This window comes from Dankookia sp. GCM10030260 (assembly GCF_042666655.1).
Taxonomy (GTDB): Bacteria; Pseudomonadota; Alphaproteobacteria; order Acetobacterales; family Acetobacteraceae; genus Paracraurococcus.
The window spans coordinates 87659-111168 of sequence record NZ_JBHTDE010000006.1; the positions used below are offsets into that span (position 1 = coordinate 87659).

The following is a 23510-nucleotide window of genomic DNA, read 5'->3' on the forward strand; positions in this document are numbered from 1 at the left end:
GCGCAGCGTTGCAAGCGGCGTGCCCGGGAGCAAGCGGGGCCAGGCCGGATCGCCGGAGGGCGGATGCCCGGAGGCGCGGATCCGGCCTGCCGCCCTTACCCGTGGTAGTAGAGCGTCACCGTGTGCCGCGCCTCGGCGAACATCAGCCAGCGTTCCACCAGCATCCCGCCCAGCGCCAGCAGCGCGGCCAGCGGCAGCAGCACCCCGCCGAAGCCGATCTGCGTCGCCAGCAGCGCCAGCAGGACCGGCCCGCCGAAGCCGACCAGGAGGGTGAGGGTGCGCAGCTTCGCCGCATGCTTGCGGGCGAGGCGGAAGCCCATCTCCCGCAGCAGGTAGTTTGTCTCGGTATGCGGCGGGTCGAGCGGGCGCACCTTGCCGATGAAGCCGAGGCTGGTGGCGGTCTCGGCGGTCGAGCCGCCCATGCCGCCATCGACCATGCGCCAATAGGCGATCTTCAGCACCAGCCCGGCGAGGCCGAGGGTGACGATGAAGCTGGCCGGCCCGGCGACCACGCCGCCGATGGCGGAGACGGCGGCCAGCAGCGCCATGCCGGTATAGGCCGCGAGCAGCAGGTAGCCCGGCGCAACCAGCGGATGGTGCCATTGCGGGATGGGTTTCAGCGAGGCGTAGATCATCCCGGTGCACCACACCGTCACGCCGGCGCCGACCGCGGCGAGCAGCCCGGCGATGCCGGCCAGCCCCTCCTGCCCGGTCAGCAGCGCATAGCCGAAGGCCAGCGCGGGGACATAGGTGGCCACCGCGGCGACGCCTTCCCGCGACAGCCAGGAGGAGCGCCACTGGCTGAAGGACCGCCAGGCGCGCTGTGGGTTGCCGAGATGCAGCAGCGAGGAGGCGAGCCCCGCGGTGATCAGCAGCAGCGCCAGCGCCAGGCAGAGCAGCGCGAAGGCGGGCACCTGCGGCAGCAGCCCGACCGGCCGCATCAGGCCGAGCCAGAACAGCAGCCCGTAGCCGGCGCCCGAGGCGGTGGTGAAGAAGACGATCGAGGGAGCGGGATTCATCGGGAGAGGACGCGGTCCATCCAGCGCAGCACGGGGTTCTTGATGTCCATCGGCGTCGGCGCGTCCTCGATGGGCGTGGGATCGACCCGACGGCGCGGCGGCAGGTAGCTGTTCACCGGCCCGTAGCCGAGCTCCGGCATCAGCGGCTGGCCGCCGCGCTCGGCGACCAATTGGCTGACCTTGCTGTCGGGGTCGCCAAGATCGCCGAAATGCCGTGCCTTGGTCGGGCAGGCCAGCACGCAGGCCGGCTGGCGCTGCGCCTCGGGGATGGTCTCGTTGTAGATGCGGTCGACGCAGAGGGTGCATTTCTTCATCACCCCCGCATCCTCGTCCATCTCCCGCGCGCCGTAGGGGCAGGCCCAGGCGCAGAGCCCGCAGCCGATGCAGATGTCGTGGTCGATCAGGACGATGCCGTCCTCGCCGCGCTTGTACGACGCACCGGTCGGGCAGACGGTGACGCAGGCTGGCGTCTCGCAATGCAGGCACGACCGCGGGAAGTGGACCGTGCGGCCGTCCGCGCCCTCGCCGGCCTCGTAGCTGTGGACGCGGTTGAACCAGACGCCCTCGGCGCCGGCGGAATAGGGCTTGTAGTCCGGCAGCGGCGCGGAATGGCCGGAGCTGTTCCATTCCTTGCAGCTGGTCGCGCAGCCCTGGCAGCCGACGCAGGTGTCGAGGTCGATGACGAGGCCCAGCTTCTTGGCGCCGGGGGTGATCTCGGGCAGGCAGGTCATGCTTTTGACTTCGTATCGTGGCTGGACGGCGTGGAAACGTCATAGCGCAGGATGTCGACACGCCTCGGCGTGTTCGGCCGGTCATGCAGCGGGGTGAAATGCGGCTCGGTCACGCCGGGGCTGTCGGCCTTGGTGACGCGGACCCGCAGGTCGTACCAGGCGGCCTGGCCGGTGACCGGGTCGGCATTGGCGCTGCGGAACCCCTCCTGCGCCGGCAGCCATTCGCTGATGACGTGGTTCAGCAGGAAGCCGCGCAGGGCTTCCGGGCTGTCGTTGCTCAGGTCCCAGGCGCCGCCGCGCTTGCCGATGGCGTTCCAGGTCCAGACCGTGTCGGGGTTCACGCCTTCCATCACCGAGAGCTGGCACTTCAGCTTGCCGGAACGGCTTTCGACCCAGACCCAGTCGTCATGCACCAGCCCCAATGTCTCGGCCTTGGTGCGCGCCATGTACAGCTTGTTGGAGCCGTGGATCTGCCGCAGCCAGGCATTCATCGAGCCCCAGGAATGGTACATCGCCATCGGCCGCTGGGTGACGGCGGACAGGTCGAAGCGCTCGAGGTCGGCGCCCTGCTGTTCCAGGGCCGGGTACCAGATGGGCAGCGGATCGCAATAGGTGCGGATGCGCTCCCGCAGGCGGTCCGGCGGTTGCCGCTCGCCATGGCCCTCGGCGGCCAGGCGGAATTTCTGCAGCGGCTCCGACCAGAGCTGCATGACGATCTGCTCGGCCTTCGGGATGAAGCCCATGGCCTTGCTGTTGTCGAGATAGGCCTGGTTGGCGTGCTTGAACCAGTGCTGCTCGGGCGGCAGGTGGTCGCGCCAGAAGCAGCCATTGTCGATATAGCGCTGCAGCTGGTCCGGGTTCGGCTCGCCGATGCCCTTCTTCGTGCCGTCCGCGCCGCGGAAGCCGGCCAGCGGGCCGACGCCGGGGGCGCGCTGGTGGTTGATGATGTAGTCCGGATAGTCCTTGAACCTCGCGGTCCCGTCCTCCTTGGTGAAGGCCGGCAGGCCGAGCCGCGCGCCCAATTCGATCAGCACCTCCTGGAAGGGCCGCACGTCGCGGTCGGGCGCGATCACCGGCTGGCGGATCGAGTCGCCGGCGCCATGCGCGCTGCCGATGGGGCGGTCGAGCACCGAGATGCAGTCCCAGCGTTCCAGGTAGGTCGTGTCCGGCAGGATCAGGTCGGCATAGGGCACGGTCTCGGAGTAGTAGGCGTCCGAGTAGATGACGTGCGGGATGACGTGCTCGCCGCCCTCGCGCTTCTCCGTCAGGATGCGGATCACCTCGCCCGGGTTCATCGCGCTGTTCCAGGCCATGTTGGCCATGAACATGAACAGCGTGTCGATCGGGTAGGGGTCGCCGGCGCCGGCATTGCCGATGACGGTGTGCATCATCCCGTGCAGCGCCATCGGCGCCTCCCAGGAGAAGGCCTTGTCGATGCGCAGCGGATTGCCGGCATCGTCCACCAGCAGGTCGTCCGGCCCCTGCGGGAAGGACAGCAGGTTGCCGACCAGCGGGGTGTTCGGCTTCGCCCCCTTGCCGGCCGGCGGCGGCCCGGGCGGGATCGGCCGCGGGAAGGGTGACTTGTAGCGCCACGAACCGGGGGTATCGACGGCGCCCAGCAGCATCTGCAGCAGGTGCAGCGCGCGGCAACTATGGAATCCGTTGCTATGCGCGCTGATGCCGCGCATCGCGTGGAAGGACACCGGCCGGCCGATGGTCTGCGGGTGGGTCTTGCCCCAGACATCCGTCCAGGGCTGGTCCAGCACCAGCGGCTGCTCGAAGGCAACCTCGGCGAGCTCGGCGGCGATGCGGCGGATGGTCGCGGCGGGGACGCCGCAGCGCTCGGCCACCGCATTGGGGGCGTATTCGGCGGCGAGGTAGCGCTCGGCCAGCAGGTGGAAGACCGGCCGGGCCTTTCGGCCATCCGGCAGCACGTGGTCGCCGACCATGACCGGGGAGAGGTCGGCTGCCTTGGCATCCATGGCGCCGCGCGCACGGTCCCAGGCCAGCGGCGCGCCATTCTCGTCGCGGGCGAACAGCCCGTCATCCGCCCCGCCCGGGTTGCGCACCACCAGCCAGGCGGCATTGGTGTAGCGGCCGAGGAAGTCGAGGTCGATCCTGTCCGTCCGCAGCAGCTCATGCGCCAGCGCCAGCGCGAAGAGCCCGTCGGTGCCGGGGCGGATGCCGATCCATTCGTCGGCCACCGCGGAATAGCCGGTGCGCACCGGATTGACCGAGACGAATTTCGCCCCGCGTTCCTTCACCTTCGACAGGCCGAGCTTGATCGGGTTGCTGTCGTGGTCCTCCGCCACGCCGAACATCAGCACGTATTTGGTCCGGTCCCAGTCCGGCTCGCCGAATTCCCAGAAGGACCCGCCGATGGAATAGAGCCCGCCGGCCGCCATGTTGACCGAGCAGAAGCCGCCATGGGCTGCGAAATTCGGCGTGCCGAACTGTGCTGCCCAGAAGCCGGTGAGGCTCTGCGACTGGTCGCGGCCGGTGAAGAAGGCGAGGCGGCGCGGGTCGGTCTCGCGGATGGTGCGCAGCCAGCCGGTGGCGATCTCCATCGCCTCGGGCCAGGAGATCTCCTTGAACTCGCCCGAGCCGCGCTCGCCGACCCGCAGCAGCGGGCTGGTCAGCCGGGCCGGGGCGTATTGCGTCATGATCCCGGCGCTGCCCTTGCCGCAGATGACGCCCTTGTTCACGGGGTGGTCGGGATTGCCCTCGATGTAGCGGATCCGGCCATCCTTCAGGTGCACCCGGATGCCGCAGCGGCAGGCGCACATATAGCAGGTGGTGGTCTTCACCGTGTCGCCGACGGGGACCGAGTACTCGACGCGCGGATCGGCGGGCGGCTGCAGGCGTGTCGGCGTCGGCGCTTCCGGCATCGGTCGTTGTCTTCCCCCGTGGACTTCCCCGGCAGTAAGGCATGGTGGAAGAATGCGGGCAAATGCCCAGGGCCGGTTCGGGTTCCACGTGGCAAAGGGAGGAATGCATGGCCAAATCACTGAAATCCATGGTCCGATCGGGCGACCTGGCGGCGGGCACCTTCCTGGTGGAATTCGTCACCCCCGGCATCGGCCATATCCTGGCCGGCGCCGGCTGCGACTTCGCCTTCCTCGACATGGAACACAGCGGCTTCTCCGAGGAGACGGTGAAGGCCGGGCTGCGCTTCCTGGAGGCCGGCGGCATCCCGACCCTGGTGCGCATCCCGTCACGGGACGCGCACGACATCGCCCGCATCACCGATGTCGGCGCGGAAGGGGTGATGCTGCCGCTGGTCGGCAATCTCGAGGTCGCGCGTGCCGCCGTCGCCGCGCTGAAATACCCGCCGCAGGGGCGCCGCGGCGTCGCCTTGCGCATCGCGCACGACAACTACCGCAGCGCCGCACCCGCCGCGGCGCTGGCGGCGGCCAACGACCGCACCGTGCTGATCCTGATGATCGAGACGGCGGAGGGCGTCGAAAACGCCGAGGCGATCGCCGCGCTCGACGGCGTCGACGCGCTCTGGCTCGGGCATTTCGACCTCTCGGCCTCGCTCGGCATCCCCGGCCAGTTCGACCACCCGGATTTCCGCGCGGCGACGCGGCGGATCTGCGACGCGGCCCGGAAGCACGGCAAGGGGCTCGGCCGGCTGGTGACGGGCGCGGCCGAGGCGCAGCGGGCCCTGGACGACGGCTTCCGCCTCATCGCCTGGGGCGGCGACGTGTGGCTGCTGCAGGACGCGCTGGCGGCGGGGGTGGCCGGGCTGCGGCGGATGGTGCCAGGCTGACGGCATCGGAAGGAACCCGCCCCATGCTGACCATCTACGGCGTCCACCGCTCGCGCGCCTCCCGCATCCTCTGGCTGGCCAAGGAGATCGGCCTGGACTACCGCCAGGTGCCGGTGATCCAGGCCTATAACTTGGCCGATCCCGCCGCCGCCGACGCGCCGCTGAACACGCGCTCCCCGGCCTTCCTCGCGGTGAACCCGAACGGCCGCATCCCGGCGATCGACGACGACGGGCTGGTGCTGCACGAGTCGCTGGCGATCAACCTCTACCTGGCGAAGCGCCATGGCGGCGCGCTGGGCCCGGCCGACGCGGCCGAGGACGGCTTGATGACCATGTGGTCGATCTGGGCGATGACCGAGGCCGAGCCGCATACGATCGAGGTGCTCTACCACCGCGTCGGCAACCCGCAGGGCCCCTGCGACCCGGCCAAGGCAGACGCGGCGGTGGCGGCGTTGCGGGCGCCCTTCGCGGTGCTGGACGCGGCGCTGGCCGCCACCGGCTTCCTGGTCGGCGGCCGCTTCACGGTCGCCGACCTGAACCTGGCCGAGGTGATCCGCTATGCCGGCGCGGCGCCCGAGCTGTTCGAGGCCGCGCCGCAGGTGAAGGCCTGGCTGGCCGCCTGCCAGGCCCGCCCGGCCTGCCGCGAGATGATGGCGGAGCGCGAGCGGGAGGCTTGAGGCTACCGCGCCGCCAGGTTCCCCACCCGTCCCGCCATCAGCCCGCTGTCGATCACCAGCTCCGACCCCGTCACGTAGCGCGAGGCGTCGGAGGCCAGGTACAGCACCCCGTTGGCGATGTCCTGCGCCGTGCCCAGCTTGCCGGTCGGCACGCTGCCCTCGGCGATGGCCCGCGCGTCGATCGGCGCGTTGCGCCGCACGTCGCTCGCACCCGCCGGCATCTTCTCCCAGATCTCGGTGGCGATGATGCCGGGATGGACGCTGTTGCAGCGGATGTCGTCCCGCGCCCCGGCGCATTCCAGCGCGACCGACTTGGCGAACAGCCGCACCGCCCCCTTGGTCGCCGAATAGCCGGCGAGCCCGGCCGAGCCGCGCAGCCCGGCGACCGAGGAGATCATGACGATCGAGCCGCCCTCGCCGGATTTCCGCATCAGGGGGATGCCGTGCTTCACCGTCAGGAACACGCCGTCGACGTTCACCGCGGTCTGCTTCCGCCAGTCGGCCAGCGACATCTCCAGCAGCGGGCCCATGATGGCGATGCCGGCATTGGCCACCAGCACGTCCAGCCGGCCGAAGCGCCGGTCCACCTCGCCGATCACCTCGGCCCAGCGGTCCTCCTCGGTCACGTCCTGGTGGAGATAGAGCGCCTCCCCGCCGGCGGCGCGGATCGCCGCGGCGGTCGCCTCGCCGCGGCGGTCGTCGAGGTCGGTGAGCACCACCGTCGCCCCCTCCCGCCCCAAGGTGGTGGCGATGGCGGCGCCGATGCCGGCCGCCGCCCCGGTGACGAGCGCGACCTTGCCCTGGACCTGGCCCATGGTTTCCTCCGTCGTTTCTTCCCGGCGGGAGGCTAGCCGCTTGCCGGCGTCCCGTCAGGCCCCGCCTCGACGAAGGGCGGCTTCAGCCAGGCCGGGTCCTTCAGCTTCTTCAGGAAGGCGGCATGCGCCTCCAGCTCGGCCGGGCTCGGGGCGATCGGCCGCGGCGTGCGCTGCCTGGTCAGCCCGCCCAGCGTCACCGCGGGTGCGGCGGCCTGCGCCGCCAGCACCAGGCCGGGCTGCTTGCCGCCCATCAGCTCCAGGTAGACCTGGGCCAGCAGCTTCACGTCGAGCAGCGCGTTGTGGCTGGTGCGCATGGAGTTATCGACGCCGAGCCGGCGGCAGAGCGCGTCCAGGCTGTTCGGCATGCCGGGAAAGCGCTTCTTGGCCAGCGCCAGGCTGTCCACCATGCGGGCGCGGTCCAGCTTCGCCCGGCCGGCCTTGACCAGCTCCGCATCCAGGAAGCCGAAATCGAAGGGCGCGTTGTGCGCAACGATCGGATCGCTGCCGAGGAAGCCGAGGAAGTCGTCCACCACGGCAGGGAATTTCGGCTTGCCCTGCAGCATCTCCAGCGTGAAGCCGTGGATGCGGGTGCTTTCCGGCGGCACGTCGCGCTCGGGGTCGAGCAGCACGTGGAAGGCCTCGCCGGTCGGGATCAGGTTGACGATCTCGATCGCCGCGATCTCGATCACGCGGTCGCCCGTGGCGGGGTCGAGGCCGGTGGTCTCGGTGTCCAGCACCAGTTGCCTCATGCACGCATCTCCCTGACCAGGCGGCGTATGGCGCGTTGCGCGGCGTGGCGCGACTGGCCGGTATGGACCAGCACATCGGCGCGGCGGCGCTTCTCCCGGTCCGGCATCTGGCGGGACAGGATGTAGCGCAGCCGGTCCTCGGTCATCCCGGCCCGGCGCAGCACCCGCCAGCGCTGCACCGCGGCAGGCGCCGTGACCACCACCACCAGGTCGCAGCGGCCCTGGCCCCTGGTCTCGAACAGCAGCGGGATGTCGAGCACCACCAGGCGCTCCGCCCGGCGCCGGGCGGCGCCCATGAAGCGGCGCTCGGCATCGCGGACCAGCGGGTGGACGATGCGCTCCAGCCGCCGCATCGCCTCCGGCTGGCCGAGCACCGCCCGGCGCAGCGCCTCCCGGTCCACCCGGCCTTCGCGCACCGTGCCGGGGAAGGCGGCGGCGATCGGCGCGACGGCGCGGCCGCCGCGACCCTGCAGGGCGTGGACCGCGGCATCGGCATCGAAGACCGGCACCCGCAGCCGGCGGAAGGTGTTCGACGCGGTGGACTTGCCCATGCCGATCCCGCCCGTGAGGCCGATGACCTTCATGCCCGGCGCTGCGGCGGCGCGGCACGGGCCGGGATGTCGCCGCCGACCACGTCGCGCAGCTCGTCGTCCACCTGCGGCGTCACCCCGAACCAGGCCTCGAAGCCGGGCCGGGCCTGGTGCAGCAGCATCCCCAACCCGTCCACCGCGGCCAGGCGGCGCGCCCGGGCGGCGGCCAGCAGCGGCGTCTCGCGCGGGACATAGACGATGTCGGCGACCACCGCGCCGGCCGGCAGCGGCGCCAGGTCCACCACCAGGCCGGGCTGCCCCTGCATCCCCAGCGAGGTGGTGTTCACCAGCATCGCCGCCCCGGCCAGCGGCGGCGTATCGGCGACCGAGACCGGCCCGCCGAGTGCCCGCGCCAGGGCTTCCGCCCGGGCCGGGGTGCGGTTGACCAGGGTGACGCCCGGGCAGCCGGCATCCAGCAGCGCCGCGGCGATGGCCCGGGCCGAGCCGCCGGCGCCGAGGATCACCACCGGCCCGGCATCCGGCGTCCAGCCCGGCGCGGCCTCCCGGCAATTGGCCAGGAAGCCCCAGCCGTCGGTGTTCGAGCCCTGGATCGCCCCGTCGCGGAAGACCAGCGTGTTCACCGCCCCGGCGCGGTGCGCGGTGGCGTCAACCGTGTCGCAGACCGCGAAGGCGGCCTCCTTGTGCGGGATGGTCACGTTGGCGCCGCGGAAGCCGAGATCCGCCAGGCCGCGCACCGCGCCGGCGAAGGCCTCCGGCCGCACCGGCAGCGGCACATAGGCGCCGTCGATGCCATGGCGGCGCAGCCAGAGCCCGTGCAGGCGGGGGGAGCGGGAATGGCCGACTGGCCAGCCCAGGATGCCGGCGAGGCGGGCATGGCCGGACAGGAAAGGGCCGGGAAGCAGGGTCATGCGCCATGCAAACCGCGCCCGCGCGCCCCGGTCAATGGGCGCGGGCCGGGTTCGGGCTTTGCCGCCGCGCCGCGCCGACCTATGGGACGCCGATCCCCTCCCGCGTCAGGTGACCGCGCCGATGTCCGACACCAAGCTGCCGCCCGGCACGCTCGCCGCCGCCCAGGATGTCGGGCGCGACTGGATCGAGGCCGCCTATTTCGCCGAGGCCGAGCCCGCCGCCGACCTGCAATGGGCCACCATCATCCTGCCCTTCCTGCAGATCGAGGCCACGGGCATCGACCTGGCCGTGACCCTGGACCTGGCTGCCGGCCACGGGCGGAACGCGGCGAAGCTGCTGCCCCTGGCGGGCCGGCTGCATGTCGTCGACATCCATGCCTCGAACGTCGAGATCTGCCGGCGCCGCTTCGGCGACGACCCGCGCATCGCCTATGCCGCCAACGACGGCTGCAGCCTGCCGGTGCCGGACGCGGCGCTGAGCTTCCTGTTCTGCTTCGATGCCATGGTGCATTTCGACAGCGACGTGGTGCGCGCCTATCTGCGGGAGGCGCGGCGGGCCCTGGCGCCGGGCGGGCACGCCTTCCTGCACCATTCGAACGACATGTCGCTGGCCGGCGGCGACTTCCGCCGGCACCCGCATTGGCGGAACACCATGTCGCTCGACCTGATGCGGCACTACGCGGTGAAGGAGGGGCTGCAGGTGGTCCGCCAGCAGGCGCTCGACTGGGCGCATGACGGCAGCGACATCGACGGGCTGACGCTGCTGTGGGCGCCGTAGGCGGGCGCCTACTCGGCCGCGGCCGGCACGCCGGCAGGCAGCGGCGCCGCCTTCGCCCACAACTCCGGCTGCAATTCCTCCTGCCGGTTGGGGAAGACCAGGGCGCAGCAGAAGGTCAGCACCCCGAAGCCGGCCAGCACCAGCAGCGGCGCGGCCAGGCTGCCCGTCGCCTCGTGCAGGAAGCCGATGAGCGGGGAGGCCGTGGCGGCGCCGAGGAAGCCGATGGTGAAGCGGATGGAGTACAGCTTGGTCCGCAGCGCCGGCGCCACGTAGCGCGCGGTCATCGTCTCGTTCACCGTCACCTGGCCGAAGACCGACGCCGCGATCAGCGCCGCCAGCGGCAGCACCACCCAGCCATCGGCATAGGCCAGCAGCACCATGGCCGGCACCAGCACCAGGGCCAGCGGCAGGAAGATGGATTTCAGGGTCCGCCGGTCGATCAGGTTGCCGACGGTGAACTGGGTCAGCCCGCCGCAGAGCGTCGCCAGGAAGGCGAGCAGGCCCACCACCGGCAGCAGGTCCGGGGACGAGGCCAGGCGTTCCTCCATCAGCTTCGGCAGCAGCAGGGTGAAGGCGTTGAAGATCAGCCCGGAGACCGCGGCGATGGTCAGCAGCACGGCCACCGCGCGGCGGACGACGGCGGGCGGGATGACGGGGAAGGGCTTCTGCGGCCCGGCCGCCTTGGCGGTGTCGAAGGCGGGCTCCCGCAGGTAGAGCAGGCCCAGGCCCAGGGCGATTGCCCCCGGCACCAGGAAGGCGAAGTGCCAGCCCAGCCGTGCCGCCAGCAGCGCGGTCACCACCGGGGCCAGCGCCACGCCGAGATTGCCGAAGACGCCGTTGATGCCGACCGCCCGGCCGACCCGGGTGCCGGCGGCTTCCACCAGCATGGCCGTGCCGATCGGGTGGTAGATGGCCGAGAAGGCCCCCATGAACGCCAGCGCCACACCCAGCGCCAGCGGCGAGGTGGCGAAGCCCGCCACCAGCATGGAGACGCCGACACCGAGGAAGAAGGCGCACATCAAGGCCTTCCGCCCGACCCGTTCGGCCAGCCAGCCCATCGGCAGCGCGCCGAGCCCGTAAAGCACGAACATCGCCGTCCCCAGCGCCAGGATCGGCCCGTAGTCGCGGCCGAAGGCCTCCGGCGCCTGCTGCACCATGCCGAGCACCGCGGTGGCGAGGATCAGCAGGCCATAATGATTCAGCGTATGGGCAGCATTGATGAAGACGATCTGCCGCTTGCCGGGGTCGTGCATCACGGGCGTTCCTGGCCTTTGCTCGGGCGTTCGGCCGATCCTAGACTGGCCGTCCAGCGACGTTCGGCCAATCCATGTCTCCAGCCGGCCATTTCCCGCCCGCGCCGACCCGCCGCCTGCCGCAGGATGCGGTGGACCGGCCGCTGGTCGGCTTCACCCGCGACTATGCCGACGGCGACAGCGTGCCGCGGCATTCGCATGAACGGGTGCAGCTGCTCTACGCGACGCGGGGGATCATGCGGATCACCACCGACGAGGCGGGCTTCGTGGTGCCGCCGGGCCGGGCGCTCTGGCTGCCCGGCGCGGTGCCGCACGTCACCGCCATGCAGGGGCCGGTGGCGATGCGGGCGCTGTTCCTCCGCGCCGATGCCGCGCAGGCGGGCCCGGCCGGCGTCACCGTCCTGGCGGTCTCCGCCCTGCTGCGGGAACTGATCCTGGCGGCCTGTTCCGAGCCGCTGGAATGGGACGAGGCCGGCCGCGGCGGGCATCTCGCGGCACTCATCCTCGACGAGATCGCCCGCGCCCCCAGCCTGCCGCTCGGCGTGCCGGCGCCGCGCGATGCGCGGCTGCTGCGGCTGGCGGCGGCGCTGCGGGCCGACCCGGCACGGGCGGCGGGGATGGAGGCATGGGCCGCCGAATGCGGCGCCAGCGCCCGCACCCTGACCCGGCTGTTCCGGCGCGAGACCGGGATGAGCTTCGGCCGCTGGCGGCAGATGCTGCGGCTGTCGGAAGCGGCAGCCCTGCTGGCCCAAGGCGCTACCCCGGCGCGGGCGGCAGCGGCGGTCGGCTATGCCAGCGCTTCGGCCTTCGGCGCAGCCTTCCGGGCGGCTTTCGGAACGACGCCGGGCGCCGGAAACGACCTGGATGTAAAGTGAATCACATGCTTGCATCACATGCATGTGCAGTATACGGTTTTGTATCTGGATGTTGCATCGGGCTGCATCCGCGCCCGGCGGGAGGAACGAAGATCATGCGGCAGCAAGCGGTGCAGCATTGGGTCCTGGGTCTGGTGATGGTCGCGACCCTGCTTTGGCTCGACCTCGTCCCGGGTGACGTGCTGCAGCGCGTCGCGCTGTTCGGGCTGGCCTGGGCCGCCGCCTCGACCCTGCTGGTGGCCAGCGCCGGCGCCTGCATCGCCTTCGCCCGGACCCGGCAGCACCGGCAGCAATAGCCGGGTGGCGGGAAGCCGCCTCCCCGGCCTTGGGCCCTAGGGTGCCCGGCGCAGCGGCAGCAGGCAGCCCAGCGCCGCCAGCGCCAGCAGCCCCGCCAGGCCAAGCACCGTCACCGCCGGCAGGCCGGCGACCAGCGGCGCGGTCAGCATGGGCGCGCCGGCCTGGGCCAGCAGGATCGGCAGGGCCAGCTTGCCCATCAGCACTGGGTAGCCGCGCGCACCGAACAGCGCCAAGGGCAACGCGCCGCGGCTGATCGTCATGATGCCGTTGCTGGCACCGTAGAGCAGCACGAAGGGCACCGCGGCCAGCGGCCCGGCCAGCACCAGCAGCAGGGCGCCCAGCGGCAGCAGCGCGCCGCCCAGCCGCGCCGCGGTCAGCGGATGCGCCGCCCGGCCGAGGGTGAATTCCAGCAGCCGGCCGCCGACCTGGGCCGGGCCCATCAGGCTGGCCGCGGCGACCGCCGCCGCCACCGATAGCCCGAGCCCGCCCAGCACCGCGATCAGGTGCACCGCCAAGGTCGCGCTGATGATGGCGCGCAGGGTGAAGAAGACCGCCAGCAGCAGGAAGCTGCGCCGCACCCAGGCGGCGGGCAGGGCCGGGTCGGCCGCCTCCGGCGCGGCGCCGGGCGCGGCCGCGGCCGGGGCGGCGGATCTCGGCAGCAGCAGGTACAGCGGCATGACCACCAGCAGCAGCAGCGCCGCATAGGCCAGGCAGGTGCCGCGCCAGCCGAGCAAAGGGACCAGCGCGGCGCTCAGCGGCCAGCCGACGGTGCTGGCGAAGCCGGCGAGCAGCGTGACCAGGGTGATCGGCCGCCGCGCCGCCCGGCCGTAGAGCACGCCAAGGGTGGCGAAGGCCGCCTCGTACAGCCCCATCGCCATGCCGAGGCCGAGCACCACCCAGCCCAGCGTCCAGCCCCAGAGGCCGGGCAGCAGGCCCAGCAGCGCCAGGCCCAGCGCCAGCAGCGCGGCCGAGGCCAGCAGCACCGGCCGGCCGCCGCGCCCTTCGATCGCCCGGCCGACCCGCGGCGCGGCCAGGCCGGAGATCAGCAGAGCGAGCGAGAAGGCGCCATAGACCAGCGCCGGGTCGGCGCCGAGATCGGCCACCACCACCGGCGCCACCACGGCGGGCAGATAGTAGGTGACCGCCCAGGCAAGGGTCTGCGCCACGCCGAGGATCAGGGCGTTGCGCCGCGCTCCCGGTGGGGCCGGCGCCGCGGGTTGGCTCATCCGGCGGGGCTCGATTCGACCATGGGGCGAGTCTCGCGCCCGCGCCGCCCGCTGCCAAGGGGATGCCCGGCGGGATCATCCGCCCGGCATCCGTTGCGTCAGCCCTGGATGCCCTGCTGCAGCGCCTGGGCCAGCTTCAGGTGCTCCTGCAGGGCGGGCAGGGTCTTCTCCGCCCATTGCTTGAGCTGCGGCGTGTCGCCCGAGCGGCTGTAGTTGCTGAAGAGGTCGACCGCCTGCTGGTGCGCGGCGACCTGCTGCCGGGCATAGAGCCGGTCGAATTCGGCGCCCTTGGCCGCCTGCAACTGCTGCAGCAGCGTGGTGTGCCGCTCGTCCAGCCCTTCGTGCTGCGGCCCGCCCTGGGCATTGGTGATCTGGCCGCTCTCCTGGGTGCCCTGCGATTCGCGGCCGTTCGGCAGCGGGGTCCCGGCGGTGGTGCCGGCGCCGGGGAGCTGCTGCATCAACTGCTGCAACTCCTGTGTCGTCTTGGTGTGGTCACGCACCATGTGCTCGGCGAACTGCTTCACCTTGGCGTCCTGCGAGGTCTCCCGGGCGAGCCGGCTGCTTGCCACCTCGAAGCGGTCGCTCATGGCGACCATGCGCATGAATTCCTGGCCGGTCACCACTTCGGCGCGGCCGGCGGGCGTGCCGGCTTGCGGCGCCTGGGCGGGCTGCTGCCGGGTCTGGGCGAAGGCGGCGGGGCCGGCGGCGAGGATGGCGGCGCTGGCCAGCAGGGTCAGTCTGCGGTGCATGGGCAAGTCTCCCGTGTCGGCCGCCCGAAGGGGTGGCCGGCGAGCAGGAGCAACGGCGCCCGGGCCATGCGGTTCTTTGCGTGTCCTGGGCCAACCGCCCATCGCCGGGCCGCCGGGAGATGCGCCGGGGTTCGGATCCGCCCCGCCCGGCGTCGCCATCAGCCGGCGATCCGCCGCTAGGGCAGCAGCCGCCGGATGCGTCCGGCCTGGCGGCGGGACCAGGCGACCAGCTTGGCCTCCATCGCCTCGACGCCATCGACCTGGCTCGGCCAGCGGGCGCGCAGCTTCGCCATGCCGTCCCGCGCCCAATGGTACTGGTCGCGCAGCACGAAGAGGCCGAGGGCGAGGAACAGGATTCCCTGCAGGATCGGCAGCACCAGGCCCAGCACGCCGAGCCCGAGCAGCCCGAAGCCGGCGAATTTGCGGGTGAGAGAAGGCCGGCCCGCCATCACGCTGCCTGGGGCGCCGGCAACTCGATCCGCCGCTCGGTGGCGACGAAGAGGTATTCGACATTGGTCAGCCGGCCGACCCGGCCGACCTTCTCGCCCTGCGGGTTGTGGATGCCGATCTTGGCGCCGACATAGCGCTCGTGCGGGATCTCGATCACCGCAAGATGCCCGCGCGCGCTCAGCATGGCCTCGAGCTCCGCCCGGGCGAGATAGCCCTCGTCGTTGAAGGAGACGATGATGGCCGGGCAGCGCAAGGCGGCGATCGTCCGCGCCAGGGCGGGGCCGATGCGCCGGCGGCTGTTGAAGTCCGACAGGCGGGTGCGGCAATCGGTGCGCTTCTGCGCCAAGCCATAGACCTCCGGCTGGTCCCAGCGCACCAGCGTCTCCCAGACATGGTAGTTCCGCAGGTAGGAATGCTGGTTGTAGGGCGGGTCGAGGTAGGCGAGGTCACAGTCGACCGAGGCCGCCACCGCTTCGGCATCGCCGCAGAGCGCGGTGCAGGCGCCGGCCGCCGGGCGCGGCAGCAGGGGCGGCAGGCGGAGCGCCAGCGGCTGCAGCGCCCGCGGCGCCCACTGCTTCATGTAGGCCATCTGCAGGCCGGCGGTGCTGTCCACCCGATCGGCCGCTTCCAGCAGCGCGGTCAGCAGGATCGCCTCCAGCTCCGGCTCGGCGGCGAGGGCGGCGATGCCGTTGCGGATCGCCTCGACCCTGGCGCCGTTGTCAGGGTGCAGGAAGCGCGCCTGCTCGCAATAGGTCCGGGTGAACCAGCCCGGGCTGGGCGGCAGGCGCTGCAGGTCGTCGAGGATACGCCGCGCGGTGTCCGCCCAGCGTTCCGCATCGGCCTGCACGTAGCAGGTGGCGATGGCATGGGCATAGGCGTTGTGGTCGTTGGCGATGGTGCGGTAGCCGGCGGCCTTCAGCGCGATGCCGACCCGGGCGGTGCCGGAGAACAGGTCGAGCACCGTGGCGCCCTTCGGGGCCCCCGGCGGCACCGCGGCGCCGATGGCGTCCAGGATGCGGGTGACGAGGAGGCGCTTGCTGCCGATGTACTTGATCATCGGCGCCGCCGGCGCGCCCCCCTGACGTTGCGCGGCGGAGTCTAGATGTGCAGCGCCCGGCCGTCCACCGCGAGCGCGGCTTCCTTGACCACCTCGTTCAGGGTCGGGTGGGCGTGGCAGGTCCGCGCCACGTCCTCGGCCGAGGCGCCGAATTCGATCGCCAGCGAGATCTCGGCGATCAGCGTGCCGACATCGGGGCCGAGCATGTGCGCGCCCAGCACCCGGTCGGTCTTCGCGTCCGCCAGGATCTTCACGAAGCCGTCCATGTCGCCCATGGCCCGCGCCCGGCCATTGGCGGTGAAGGGGAATTTGCCCGACTTGTAGGCGACGCCGGCGGCCTTCAGCTCCTCCTCGGTAGCGCCGACCGAGGCGACTTCCGGCCAGGTGTAGATCACGCCCGGGATGGCGGCGTAGTTCACGTGGCCCTTCTGCCCGGCGAGGATCTCGGCCAGGGCCACGCCCTCGTCCTCCGCCTTGTGGGCGAGCATGGCGCCGGCGATGACGTCGCCGATGGCCCAGATGCCGGGGACGTTGGTGGCGAAGTGGGCGTCGGTCTTCACCCGGCCGCGCTCGTCCATCTCGACACCCGCCTCGGCCAGGCCGAGGCCTTCGGTGTGGGGGCGGCGGCCGATGGCCAAGAGCACCACGTCGGCCTTGACCTCCTCCGCCGCGCCGCCGGCGGCGGGCTCGACCGTCAGGGTCACGCCGTCGGCGGACTTCGTCGCGCCGGTCACCTTCGACTTCAGCTTGAACCTCAGGCCCTGCTTGCCCAGCGTGCGCTCCAGCAGCTTGGCGATCTCGTTGTCCATGCCGGGGACGAGGCGGTCGAGGTACTCGATCACCGTCACCTCGGCGCCGAGCCGGCGCCAGACCGAGCCGAGCTCGAGCCCGATGACGCCGCCGCCGATGACGACCAGGTGGCCGGGGACCGCCGGCAGCTCCAGCGCGCCGGTCGAGGTGACGACCTGGGTCTCGTCGACCTCGACGCCGCGCAGCGGGGTGGATTCGGACCCGGTGGCGATGACGACGTTCTTGGCGTCGTAGGTCTCGCCGGCGACCTCGACCTTGCCGGGGGCGACGATCCGCGCGGCGCCCTTCAGCCAAGTCACCTTGTTCTTCTTGAACAGGAACTCGACGCCCTTGACGTTGGCCGCGACCACCTCGCCCTTGCGTGCCTGCATCTTGGCCAGGTCCAGCTTCACGCCGTCGAACAGCACGCCATGGTCGGCCAGCTTGTGCCTGGCCTCCTCGAAATGCTCGCTCGATTGCAGCAGCGCCTTGGACGGGATGCAGCCGACGTTCAGGCAGGTGCCGCCGAGCGTGGCGCGCTTCTCGACGCAGGCGACCTTCAGCCCGAGCTGGGCGGCCCGGATGGCGCAGACATAGCCGCCGGGACCGGCGCCGATGACGATGACGTCGAAGCTCTCAGGCATGGTGGGGTCCCGGTCCTTGCGGCAATGGAAGCAGCGGAATTCGCGCGGAAAGTGGCGCCAACCGGGGCTTCACGCAACCCCGCGGCAGGGTTGCGCCGGAGCCATGCCGCCTTCGCGGGGCCTTGGGCGGAGGGGCGCGCCGCCGGCATCGGTGCATGTCCGCAAGCGCGATCAATCCGGAGTGCGGCATGACGGCCGCCATGCCGAACCGCACCGCCGCGCAGCAGCAGCACCGCCATCGGATCGCCCGGGCCATGGCGCATCCGGCCGCTGAGCTGCGGCACACGCCGAGCCTGGAGAAACTGGCCGAGGTCGCCGCCGTCTCCTCCTCACCATTCCCTCCGGATCCATCGCGCCCTGGCCGGGGAGACCCCGGCCGAGACGCTGCAGCGCGCCCGGCTGTCGCGGGCCGCCGCCGGGCCGTCGCGCAGCAGCCTGCCGCTGGCCGCGATCGGCCGCCGTGTCGGCTATGCCAGCGCCGCCTATGGCATGCCGCCCGGCGGCTGCCGGGCACGCGCCGGGCGGCGACCAGGGAAGAGGAGCCCATGATGCACCAGGTCAGCCTGCGCGACGACCCCGGCTTCCGCCTGGCAGCGATCCGCCATGTCGGCCCCTATGCCGGCATGGCCGGCGCCTTCGACCGGATCGGCGCCCAGGCCGGCAGCTGCGGCCCGATCGGGCCGGGCACCCGCTTCCTCGCCATCACCCATGACGACCCGCGGAGCATCCCCGCCGCGGCGCTGCGCACCGATGCCGGCTGCACCGTGCCGGCAGGGGCCGAGGCCGCCGGCTAAGTCCGGATCATCGCGGTGCCGGCGCTGCGCGTGGCCGTGCTGCGCGTCCGGGGACCCCATGCAAAACCGGAGGATGCCTGGGCCTGGCTCTACCACGACTGGCTGCCCGGCAGCGGCGAGGAGCCGGCCGACCACCCGCCTGTGGAGGACTACCCGAACGATTGCCGCAGCCTGCCGCCGGCCGAACGGCTCACCGAGATCATCCTGCCGCTGGAGGCGCGGGAACAAGGCGAGGCCAGGGAGGAAGTATCCTCCCTGGCCCCTCCTCATGTTTCTGGGAGTCGGCGCCTGCCGCGCGGCGGCACCTAACCCGCAAAAGGAAGGGCGGGGGGTGGGGAGGGAATGCTTCTCCTTCCCCGACCTCCGCCGCGCTTACGGCTGCCGCGCCGGGAAGGCGATGCCGTAGACCTCCGCCCGCGTCCCCAGGAAGGGATCGTCCGAGACCGCCAGGCCGGGCAATTCGCGGTTCGGCAGGAAGCCGACCTTGCGCTCCGCCGCCAGGCTGTCCGGCACCGCGCGGGTCACGCTGATGCTGCCCAGCTCGACCAGTTGGCGGTCCTCCGGCCAGGCCTGGGTCGGGTCGTTGGTCGGGTCCCCGGCCGCGGCGACCTGGGCGAGCAGTCGGTAGCGCACCGGGCCGGCGCCGATACGGGCCTGCATCTCCTCGAACAACACGTTGGGCGGCAGGGCGGCGACGGTCTCCGCGGCGCGGTAGGCGGTGCCGGCCGCCGGGACGACGCGGAAGCGGACGAAGCGGGACTCCCCCGCCGCGTTGGTGACCTTGTAGGCGTGCAGCGCGAAGAAGCCCTCGGTGGCGAAGCTCTCCGGCATCGGCTTCGGCATGGTGACGAAACGCTTGGTCTCCGGATGCGCCTCGAGGAATGGCCCGATCGGCGGCGGCTGTGGCCCGCCCGGCTTGCTCGCCCCCGCCGCCTGCAGCAGGCCGAGGAAATCCCGTGGCGTCCGCGACGGGAAGACCGGCACGTTGATGCACATCAGGTCGGTCTCGGCCCCATCCGGCAAATGGAAGGTGAAGGCCATGCCGCGGACCGCGGAGGCGGCCGCGCTGTCCGCCGCATCGGGGATGCCGCCGGCATTGGAATAGCGGATCAGCAGGGTCGATGGCGTGGATTGCAGGTGCGGCGCCGTGCTCAGCGAGGCGCCGCCGGGCGCCGGGGTGAAGGTCCCCTCATACATCGCGCCCTTGGCGTGGTTCACCCGGAAGCCCGGATAGACCCGGCCATTGCCGGCGACCATCGTGTCGAACAGCGCCTGCGGCAGCGGCGCCGGCGCGGGTTGGGCGAAGGCCGGACTGGTGAGCAGCGCCGCCAGCAAGGCGGACCGGATGATGCGCATCGGCAATCCCTTCTCTTGAATGCCGGCAGACTAGGCGGGCGTCGGGGCCGCGAGGAACGCACAAAGGCTTCGGTTGTATGGCCCTTTTCCTGCCAAGCGCGACCCGCCAGACTGGCGGCAACCAAGGGAGGAAAAAGACCATGCCGCCTGCCGGGACCCACCGCCGTGCCGTGCTCGCCGTCGCCGCCGGGGCACTGGCCGCGCCTGCCCTGGCGCCCGCCGCCTTCGGCCAGGGAAAATTCCCCGACCGCCCGATCCGGCTGATCGTGCCCTGGCCGCCCGGCGGCTCGGCCGATGCGCAATTGCGTTCGCTGGCGGAGCTGTCCTCGAAGACGCTCGGCCAGCCGGTGCTGGTGGAGAACCGGCCCGGCGCCTCCGGCACGCTCGGCGCGCAGTTCCTGACCAGCCAGGCCAAGCCGGACGGCTACACCCTGGCGCAGATGCACATGTCGATCGTGCGCCGGCCCTATATCGTCCGCACCCCGCCCTGGGACGTGAACGCCGACTTCACCCACATCATCGGCCTCTGCGGCTGGATGTTCGGGATCGTGGTCAAGGCCGACGGGCCGATCCGCAGCTTCGCCGACTTCCTCGCCTATGCCAGGGCCAATCCGGGGCGGCTGACCTATGCGACCTCCGGCATCGCCACCACCAACCATCTGGCGATGGAGGAACTCGCGGCGCGGGAGAAGCTCGACATCGTCCATGTGCCCTACCGCGCCTCGAACGAGGCGGCGATCGCGGTGGCCTCGGGCGAGGTGATGAGCGTCGCCGACAGCTCCGCCTGGGCGCCGCTGGTGGAGGGCGGGCAGCTCCGGCTGATCTGCGTCTGGACCGCGCAGCGGTCGCCGCGCTTCCCCGATGCGCCGACGCTGAAGGAGCTGGGCTACGACATGGTCATCACCTCGCCCTACGGGCTGTCCGGGCCGAAGGGGATGGACCCCGGCGTGGTGCGGGTGCTGCACGATGCCTTCAAAGCGGCGCTGATGGACCCCGCCAATGCCAACGTGCGCGGGCAATTCGACATGCCGCTGGAATACTACCCGACCGATGAGTACCGGCAGTTCATCGCCCGCCGCGCCGAATACGAGCAGGCGATGGCAAAGAAGCTGAACCTGCGGATCGATTAGGAAGGCACGGCCGGGGGAGAAGGTATTCTCTCCCGGACCCCCTCATCTATTTCTGTGGGTTGGCACCTGCCGCGCGGCGAATGCCGAGCCCACAAAGAGGAAGGGTGGTGCTTGGGGAGGGAATAGCTTTCCCTCCCCGACCTTGCCTTCCCGCCACCACGCCCAAGAAAATCCGGGAGAGATATTGCGTATGACCACGCTCACCCGCCGCGGCGCACTCGGCGCCGCGGCCAGCCTGCTCGCCACGCCCGCTTTGGCGCAGGGACGCTTCCCCAACCGCCCGATCCGCTTCCTGATCCCCTGGCCGCCGGGCGGCAGCCTGGACGCGCTGCACCGGCAGATGTTCGAGATCATGAACAAGGACCTCGGCCAGCCGGTGCTGATCGAGAACAAGCCCGGCGCCCGCGGCACCCAGGCGGCGCTCTTCCTGGTCAACCAGGCCCAGCCGGACGGCTATACCCTGGCGCACCACCACCTCTCGATCCTGCGGCACCCCTTCCTGACCAAGCAGAAGACCTGGGACCCGATCGCCGACTTCACCTACATCATGCAGGTCAGCGGCTTCCTGTTCGGCACCGCGGTGCGCAGCGACAGCCCCTACAAGACCTTCCGCGACCTGATCGAGGCGGCGCGGAAGTCACCCGGCAAGCTGACGTTTTCCACCAGCGGCATCGCCACCACCAACCATCTGGCGATGGAGGAGATCTGCGCCCGGGAGAAGGTGGAGATGACCCACATCCCCTACCGCGGCAGCCAGGAGGGCGTCACCGCGCTGCTCGGCCGGCAGATCGACGTGGTGGCGGACAGCTCCTCCTGGCGGCCGAACGTGGAGGGCGGCGAGCTGCGGCTGCTGTCGGTCTGGACGCGGGAGAGGCTGGCGGCCTTCCCCGATGCGCCGACCCTCCGCGACCTCGGCTACGACATGGTCGTCACCTCGCCCTACGGGATCACCGGGCCGAAGGGGCTGGACCCGGAGATCGTCGACACGCTGCACCGCGCCTTCCGCAAGGCCTACGAGGACGAAGCCAGCCAGGCGATCATCAGGCGCTGGGACATGCCGAAGGAATACCTGCCGCCGGCGGAATACCTGGCCTTCGCCAAGCAGCGCGTGGAGTACGAGAAGGCGATGGTGGCACGGCTCGGGCTCAGCATCGACTGACGCGGGTGCCGCGCGCCAGCAGGCGCGCGGCCGGCGCCACCGCGGCGGCCCCGGTGAAGGCCCCCGGCGCCTGCCGCAGCACCCAGGCGCCGAGCCCGGCCCAGCGCATCGGCCAGGCGCTGCGGCGGCGCCAGCGGGCCTGGAAGCGGGCGGCTTCCTCCCCGGCCAGGATCGCCGCCGCCGCCGCCAGGCCGGAATGCAGGGCGAGTGCGATGCCTTCGCCCGTGAAGCTCGGGATCACCGCCGCCTGGTCGCCGATGCGGAACAGGCCCGGCGGGCCGCCCGCCGCCGCGCGGAAGCCGTAGGGCACCCCGGCCACCGCCAGCGGCCGGTCCCAGCATGGCCGCGCGCCGTCCAGCAGCCGCGCGCCGAGCGCCGAACCGGCCGCCACCCGCGCCAGGAAACCCGCCGCGTCGCGCGCCGCGGTGCCGGCCTCGCCATGCAGCGCGGCGCAGAGGTTGGCCCCGCCATCCGGCAGGGGCTGCAGACCGGCATAGCCGCCGGCGAAGGGCAGCAGCGTCACCGCATCGCCCGCCGCCACTCCGGCCAAGTGCAGCTTCAGCCCGAGCGCGCCCGGCGGCGCCCCCACGCGCGGGTACCCGCGGAAGGCCTGCTTGCCGGTGGCCAGCACCACCTGCCGCGCGCCGATCGCCTCGCCGGCCAGGCGCAGGGTCCAGCCATCCGGCCCGGGCTCGGCGCCCTGCACCGCGACGCCGCTGCGCAGGTCGGCGCCCGCCGCCATCGCGGCGTCCCGCAGCGCGCCGTCCAGCACCTGCCGCGGCAGGCCCCAGGCGGCGAAGGGCAGGGCGAAGCCGGCCTCCCGCCGGCCCCAGCCGACCCGGGCGCGGGCCAGCGGCACGCCGCCCAGCGCCGAAGGGTCCAGCCCGAGTTCCGCCAGCGCGGCGGCGGCATCGGCGCCGAGGAATTCGCCGCAGACGCTCTCCCGCGCCGCCGCCTGGCGTTCGAGCAGCAGCACCCGCCGCCCGCCGCGCGCCAGCATGATCGCCGCGGCGCAGCCGGCCGGGCCGGCGCCGATCACCGCGATCACCCGCGGATCACCCCGACATTCCAGCGGAAGGGGAAGACCCAGCGCAGTTCCGCCTGCACCCCGGCCTCGGCCAGCAGCCTCTCCCAATCCGCGCGGACGAAGCTGCGGGCGATGGAGACGGTGCTGTCATGGATCACCATCGGGCTGAAGCGCATCAGCCGGAAGCCGGCCCAGACCACGCCCCAGGGCAGCCAGTGGCGGTGCAGGTCGGAGATCAGCCAGCCGCGCGTCGCCCGGTCTTCCGACCAGTGCAGGAACCGCACCAGGTCGGGGTCGCGCAGGTGGTGGGTGAAGAGGTTGCAGAGCACCACGTCGAACCGCTCCGCCGCATCGAGGTCGAAGAGGTCGGCGGTGATGATCCGCGCCGGCACGCCCTGCGCGGCGGCATAGCGCGCCGCCCAGGGACTGTGGTCGAGCCCGGCGAGCGTCACCGCCACGCCGCGCTTCCGCGCCCAGGCATCGATCGCCGTCAGCATCTGCCCGCCGCCGCAGCCGACATCGAGGATGGACAGCTCCGTCGCCCCGGTCTGCCGCACCAGCCGATCGAGCCAGGACAGCACGGGGTTGAAGGCGAAGGTCAGCCGGTTGATCCGGCCGAGTTCGTCGAGGGCGGCGGCGAATTCCGGCTCGCCGGCCGCCATGTCGTCCATCCATTCGTCGGCGGTGCTGCGCTGGTCCAGCAT

25 protein-coding genes are annotated in these 23510 nt (G+C 72.0%); 9 read left to right on the plus strand and 16 right to left on the minus strand.

What is annotated here, in order from left to right; all coding sequences use genetic code 11:
* Positions 1 to 95: 95 nt before the first annotated feature.
* Genes ACFQS7_RS19515 through ACFQS7_RS19525 form a run of 3 tightly spaced genes read right to left on the minus strand, consistent with a single transcriptional unit; the run spans position 96 to position 4638 of the window.
* Complete coding sequence (locus ACFQS7_RS19515; RefSeq protein ID WP_380068796.1) at positions 96 to 1019, minus strand: dimethyl sulfoxide reductase anchor subunit family protein; 924 nt, start codon at positions 1017 to 1019, stop codon at positions 96 to 98.
* The gene (locus tag ACFQS7_RS19520; protein WP_380068797.1) at positions 1016 to 1750 is read right to left on the minus strand and encodes a 4Fe-4S dicluster domain-containing protein; all 735 of its coding nucleotides are present in this window, start codon (positions 1748 to 1750) and stop codon (positions 1016 to 1018) included. Before ACFQS7_RS19520 ends, ACFQS7_RS19515 begins: the two co-directional genes overlap by 4 nt.
* Positions 1747 to 4638, minus strand: coding sequence for a molybdopterin oxidoreductase family protein (locus ACFQS7_RS19525; protein ID WP_380068798.1), 2892 nt, complete (start codon positions 4636 to 4638; stop codon positions 1747 to 1749). Before ACFQS7_RS19525 ends, ACFQS7_RS19520 begins: the two co-directional genes overlap by 4 nt.
* Positions 4639 to 4745: 107 nt before the next feature.
* Here ACFQS7_RS19525 and ACFQS7_RS19530 point away from each other — a divergent pair, with 107 nt between their 5' ends.
* Together ACFQS7_RS19530 and ACFQS7_RS19535 are read left to right on the plus strand one after the other, a co-directional pair.
* The gene (locus ACFQS7_RS19530) at positions 4746 to 5522 is read left to right on the plus strand and encodes an HpcH/HpaI aldolase/citrate lyase family protein (protein ID WP_380068799.1); all 777 of its coding nucleotides are present in this window, start codon (positions 4746 to 4748) and stop codon (positions 5520 to 5522) included.
* A 23-nt stretch (positions 5523 to 5545) separates the two neighbouring features.
* A complete protein-coding gene (locus ACFQS7_RS19535; RefSeq protein WP_380068800.1) occupies positions 5546 to 6199 on the plus strand; it encodes a glutathione S-transferase family protein in 654 nt (217 codons plus the stop codon).
* 2 nt (positions 6200 to 6201) lie between these two features.
* Here the strand turns inward: ACFQS7_RS19535 and ACFQS7_RS19540 are convergent, their stop codons facing one another.
* Genes ACFQS7_RS19540 through ACFQS7_RS19555 form a run of 4 tightly spaced genes read right to left on the minus strand, consistent with a single transcriptional unit; the run spans position 6202 to position 9222 of the window.
* Positions 6202 to 7014, minus strand: a complete 813-nt coding sequence (locus ACFQS7_RS19540) for a glucose 1-dehydrogenase (protein ID WP_380068801.1) — start codon at positions 7012 to 7014, stop codon at positions 6202 to 6204.
* A 32-nt stretch (positions 7015 to 7046) separates the two neighbouring features.
* Positions 7047 to 7763, minus strand: coding sequence for a DNA polymerase III subunit epsilon (gene dnaQ, locus ACFQS7_RS19545; protein ID WP_380068802.1), 717 nt, complete (start codon positions 7761 to 7763; stop codon positions 7047 to 7049).
* Positions 7760 to 8347, minus strand: a complete 588-nt coding sequence (gene coaE / locus ACFQS7_RS19550) for a dephospho-CoA kinase (RefSeq protein ID WP_380068803.1) — start codon at positions 8345 to 8347, stop codon at positions 7760 to 7762. The genes dnaQ and coaE overlap by 4 nt, the downstream gene beginning before the upstream one ends.
* Complete coding sequence (locus ACFQS7_RS19555; RefSeq protein WP_380068804.1) at positions 8344 to 9222, minus strand: shikimate dehydrogenase; 879 nt, start codon at positions 9220 to 9222, stop codon at positions 8344 to 8346. Before ACFQS7_RS19555 ends, coaE begins: the two co-directional genes overlap by 4 nt.
* A 121-nt stretch (positions 9223 to 9343) precedes the next feature.
* Here ACFQS7_RS19555 and ACFQS7_RS19560 point away from each other — a divergent pair, with 121 nt between their 5' ends.
* Complete coding sequence (locus tag ACFQS7_RS19560; protein ID WP_380068805.1) at positions 9344 to 10000, plus strand: class I SAM-dependent methyltransferase; 657 nt, start codon at positions 9344 to 9346, stop codon at positions 9998 to 10000.
* A gap of 8 nt (positions 10001 to 10008) precedes the next feature.
* Here the strand turns inward: ACFQS7_RS19560 and ACFQS7_RS19565 are convergent, their stop codons facing one another.
* Positions 10009 to 11253: an MFS transporter gene (locus tag ACFQS7_RS19565; RefSeq protein WP_380068806.1), complete on the minus strand. Its 1245-nt coding sequence runs from the start codon at positions 11251 to 11253 to the stop codon at positions 10009 to 10011.
* 74 nt (positions 11254 to 11327) lie between these two features.
* On the opposite strand from ACFQS7_RS19565, the gene ACFQS7_RS19570 reads away from it, so the two are divergent.
* Both ACFQS7_RS19570 and ACFQS7_RS19575 read left to right on the plus strand, forming a co-directional pair.
* Positions 11328 to 12128, plus strand: coding sequence for a helix-turn-helix domain-containing protein (locus ACFQS7_RS19570; protein WP_380068807.1), 801 nt, complete (start codon positions 11328 to 11330; stop codon positions 12126 to 12128).
* A gap of 95 nt (positions 12129 to 12223) precedes the next feature.
* Positions 12224 to 12424, plus strand: coding sequence for a hypothetical protein (locus ACFQS7_RS19575; protein ID WP_380068808.1), 201 nt, complete (start codon positions 12224 to 12226; stop codon positions 12422 to 12424).
* 36 nt (positions 12425 to 12460) lie between these two features.
* Here ACFQS7_RS19575 and ACFQS7_RS19580 read toward each other — a convergent pair whose 3' ends face one another.
* The 5 genes from ACFQS7_RS19580 to lpdA form a co-directional block, all read right to left on the minus strand.
* Positions 12461 to 13651: an MFS transporter gene (locus tag ACFQS7_RS19580; protein ID WP_380068809.1), complete on the minus strand. Its 1191-nt coding sequence runs from the start codon at positions 13649 to 13651 to the stop codon at positions 12461 to 12463.
* 98 nt (positions 13652 to 13749) lie between these two features.
* Positions 13750 to 14400, minus strand: coding sequence for a DUF4142 domain-containing protein (locus ACFQS7_RS19585; RefSeq protein ID WP_380068810.1), 651 nt, complete (start codon positions 14398 to 14400; stop codon positions 13750 to 13752).
* Positions 14401 to 14576: 176 nt separating this feature from the next.
* Positions 14577 to 14849: a hypothetical protein gene (locus ACFQS7_RS19590; protein WP_380068811.1), complete on the minus strand. Its 273-nt coding sequence runs from the start codon at positions 14847 to 14849 to the stop codon at positions 14577 to 14579.
* Positions 14849 to 15907 (minus strand): DNA adenine methylase, encoded by a 1059-nt coding sequence (locus ACFQS7_RS19595; RefSeq protein WP_380068812.1) that lies wholly within the window; start codon positions 15905 to 15907, stop codon positions 14849 to 14851. The genes ACFQS7_RS19590 and ACFQS7_RS19595 overlap by 1 nt, the downstream gene beginning before the upstream one ends.
* Positions 15908 to 15948: 41 nt before the next feature.
* Positions 15949 to 17340, minus strand: a complete 1392-nt coding sequence (lpdA, locus tag ACFQS7_RS19600; RefSeq protein ID WP_380068813.1) for a dihydrolipoyl dehydrogenase — start codon at positions 17338 to 17340, stop codon at positions 15949 to 15951.
* Between the two features lie 545 nt (positions 17341 to 17885).
* On the opposite strand from lpdA, the gene ACFQS7_RS19605 reads away from it, so the two are divergent.
* Complete coding sequence (locus ACFQS7_RS19605) at positions 17886 to 18134, plus strand: GyrI-like domain-containing protein (protein ID WP_380068814.1); 249 nt, start codon at positions 17886 to 17888, stop codon at positions 18132 to 18134.
* Between the two features lie 15 nt (positions 18135 to 18149).
* Positions 18150 to 18443 carry a GyrI-like domain-containing protein gene (locus ACFQS7_RS19610; protein WP_380068815.1) on the plus strand — a complete coding sequence of 98 codons (294 nt, stop codon included), beginning with the start codon at positions 18150 to 18152 and terminating at the stop codon, positions 18441 to 18443.
* A gap of 63 nt (positions 18444 to 18506) precedes the next feature.
* Here the strand turns inward: ACFQS7_RS19610 and ACFQS7_RS19615 are convergent, their stop codons facing one another.
* On the minus strand, positions 18507 to 19490 hold the full coding sequence (locus ACFQS7_RS19615) for a catalase family peroxidase (RefSeq protein WP_380068816.1): 984 nt from the start codon (positions 19488 to 19490) through the stop codon (positions 18507 to 18509).
* Between the two features lie 140 nt (positions 19491 to 19630).
* Here ACFQS7_RS19615 and ACFQS7_RS19620 point away from each other — a divergent pair, with 140 nt between their 5' ends.
* Together ACFQS7_RS19620 and ACFQS7_RS19625 are read left to right on the plus strand one after the other, a co-directional pair.
* Complete coding sequence (locus tag ACFQS7_RS19620; protein ID WP_380068817.1) at positions 19631 to 20620, plus strand: tripartite tricarboxylate transporter substrate binding protein; 990 nt, start codon at positions 19631 to 19633, stop codon at positions 20618 to 20620.
* 190 nt (positions 20621 to 20810) lie between these two features.
* Entirely contained in the window at positions 20811 to 21779 is a 969-nt protein-coding gene (locus ACFQS7_RS19625; RefSeq protein ID WP_380068818.1) for a tripartite tricarboxylate transporter substrate binding protein, read from the plus strand.
* Here the strand turns inward: ACFQS7_RS19625 and ACFQS7_RS19630 are convergent.
* Both ACFQS7_RS19630 and ACFQS7_RS19635 read right to left on the minus strand, forming a co-directional pair.
* On the minus strand, positions 21766 to 22827 hold the full coding sequence (locus tag ACFQS7_RS19630; protein WP_380068819.1) for an NAD(P)/FAD-dependent oxidoreductase: 1062 nt from the start codon (positions 22825 to 22827) through the stop codon (positions 21766 to 21768). The genes ACFQS7_RS19625 and ACFQS7_RS19630 overlap by 14 nt on opposite strands.
* Positions 22824 to 23510: a methyltransferase domain-containing protein gene (locus ACFQS7_RS19635; protein WP_380068820.1), complete on the minus strand. Its 687-nt coding sequence runs from the start codon at positions 23508 to 23510 to the stop codon at positions 22824 to 22826. Before ACFQS7_RS19635 ends, ACFQS7_RS19630 begins: the two co-directional genes overlap by 4 nt.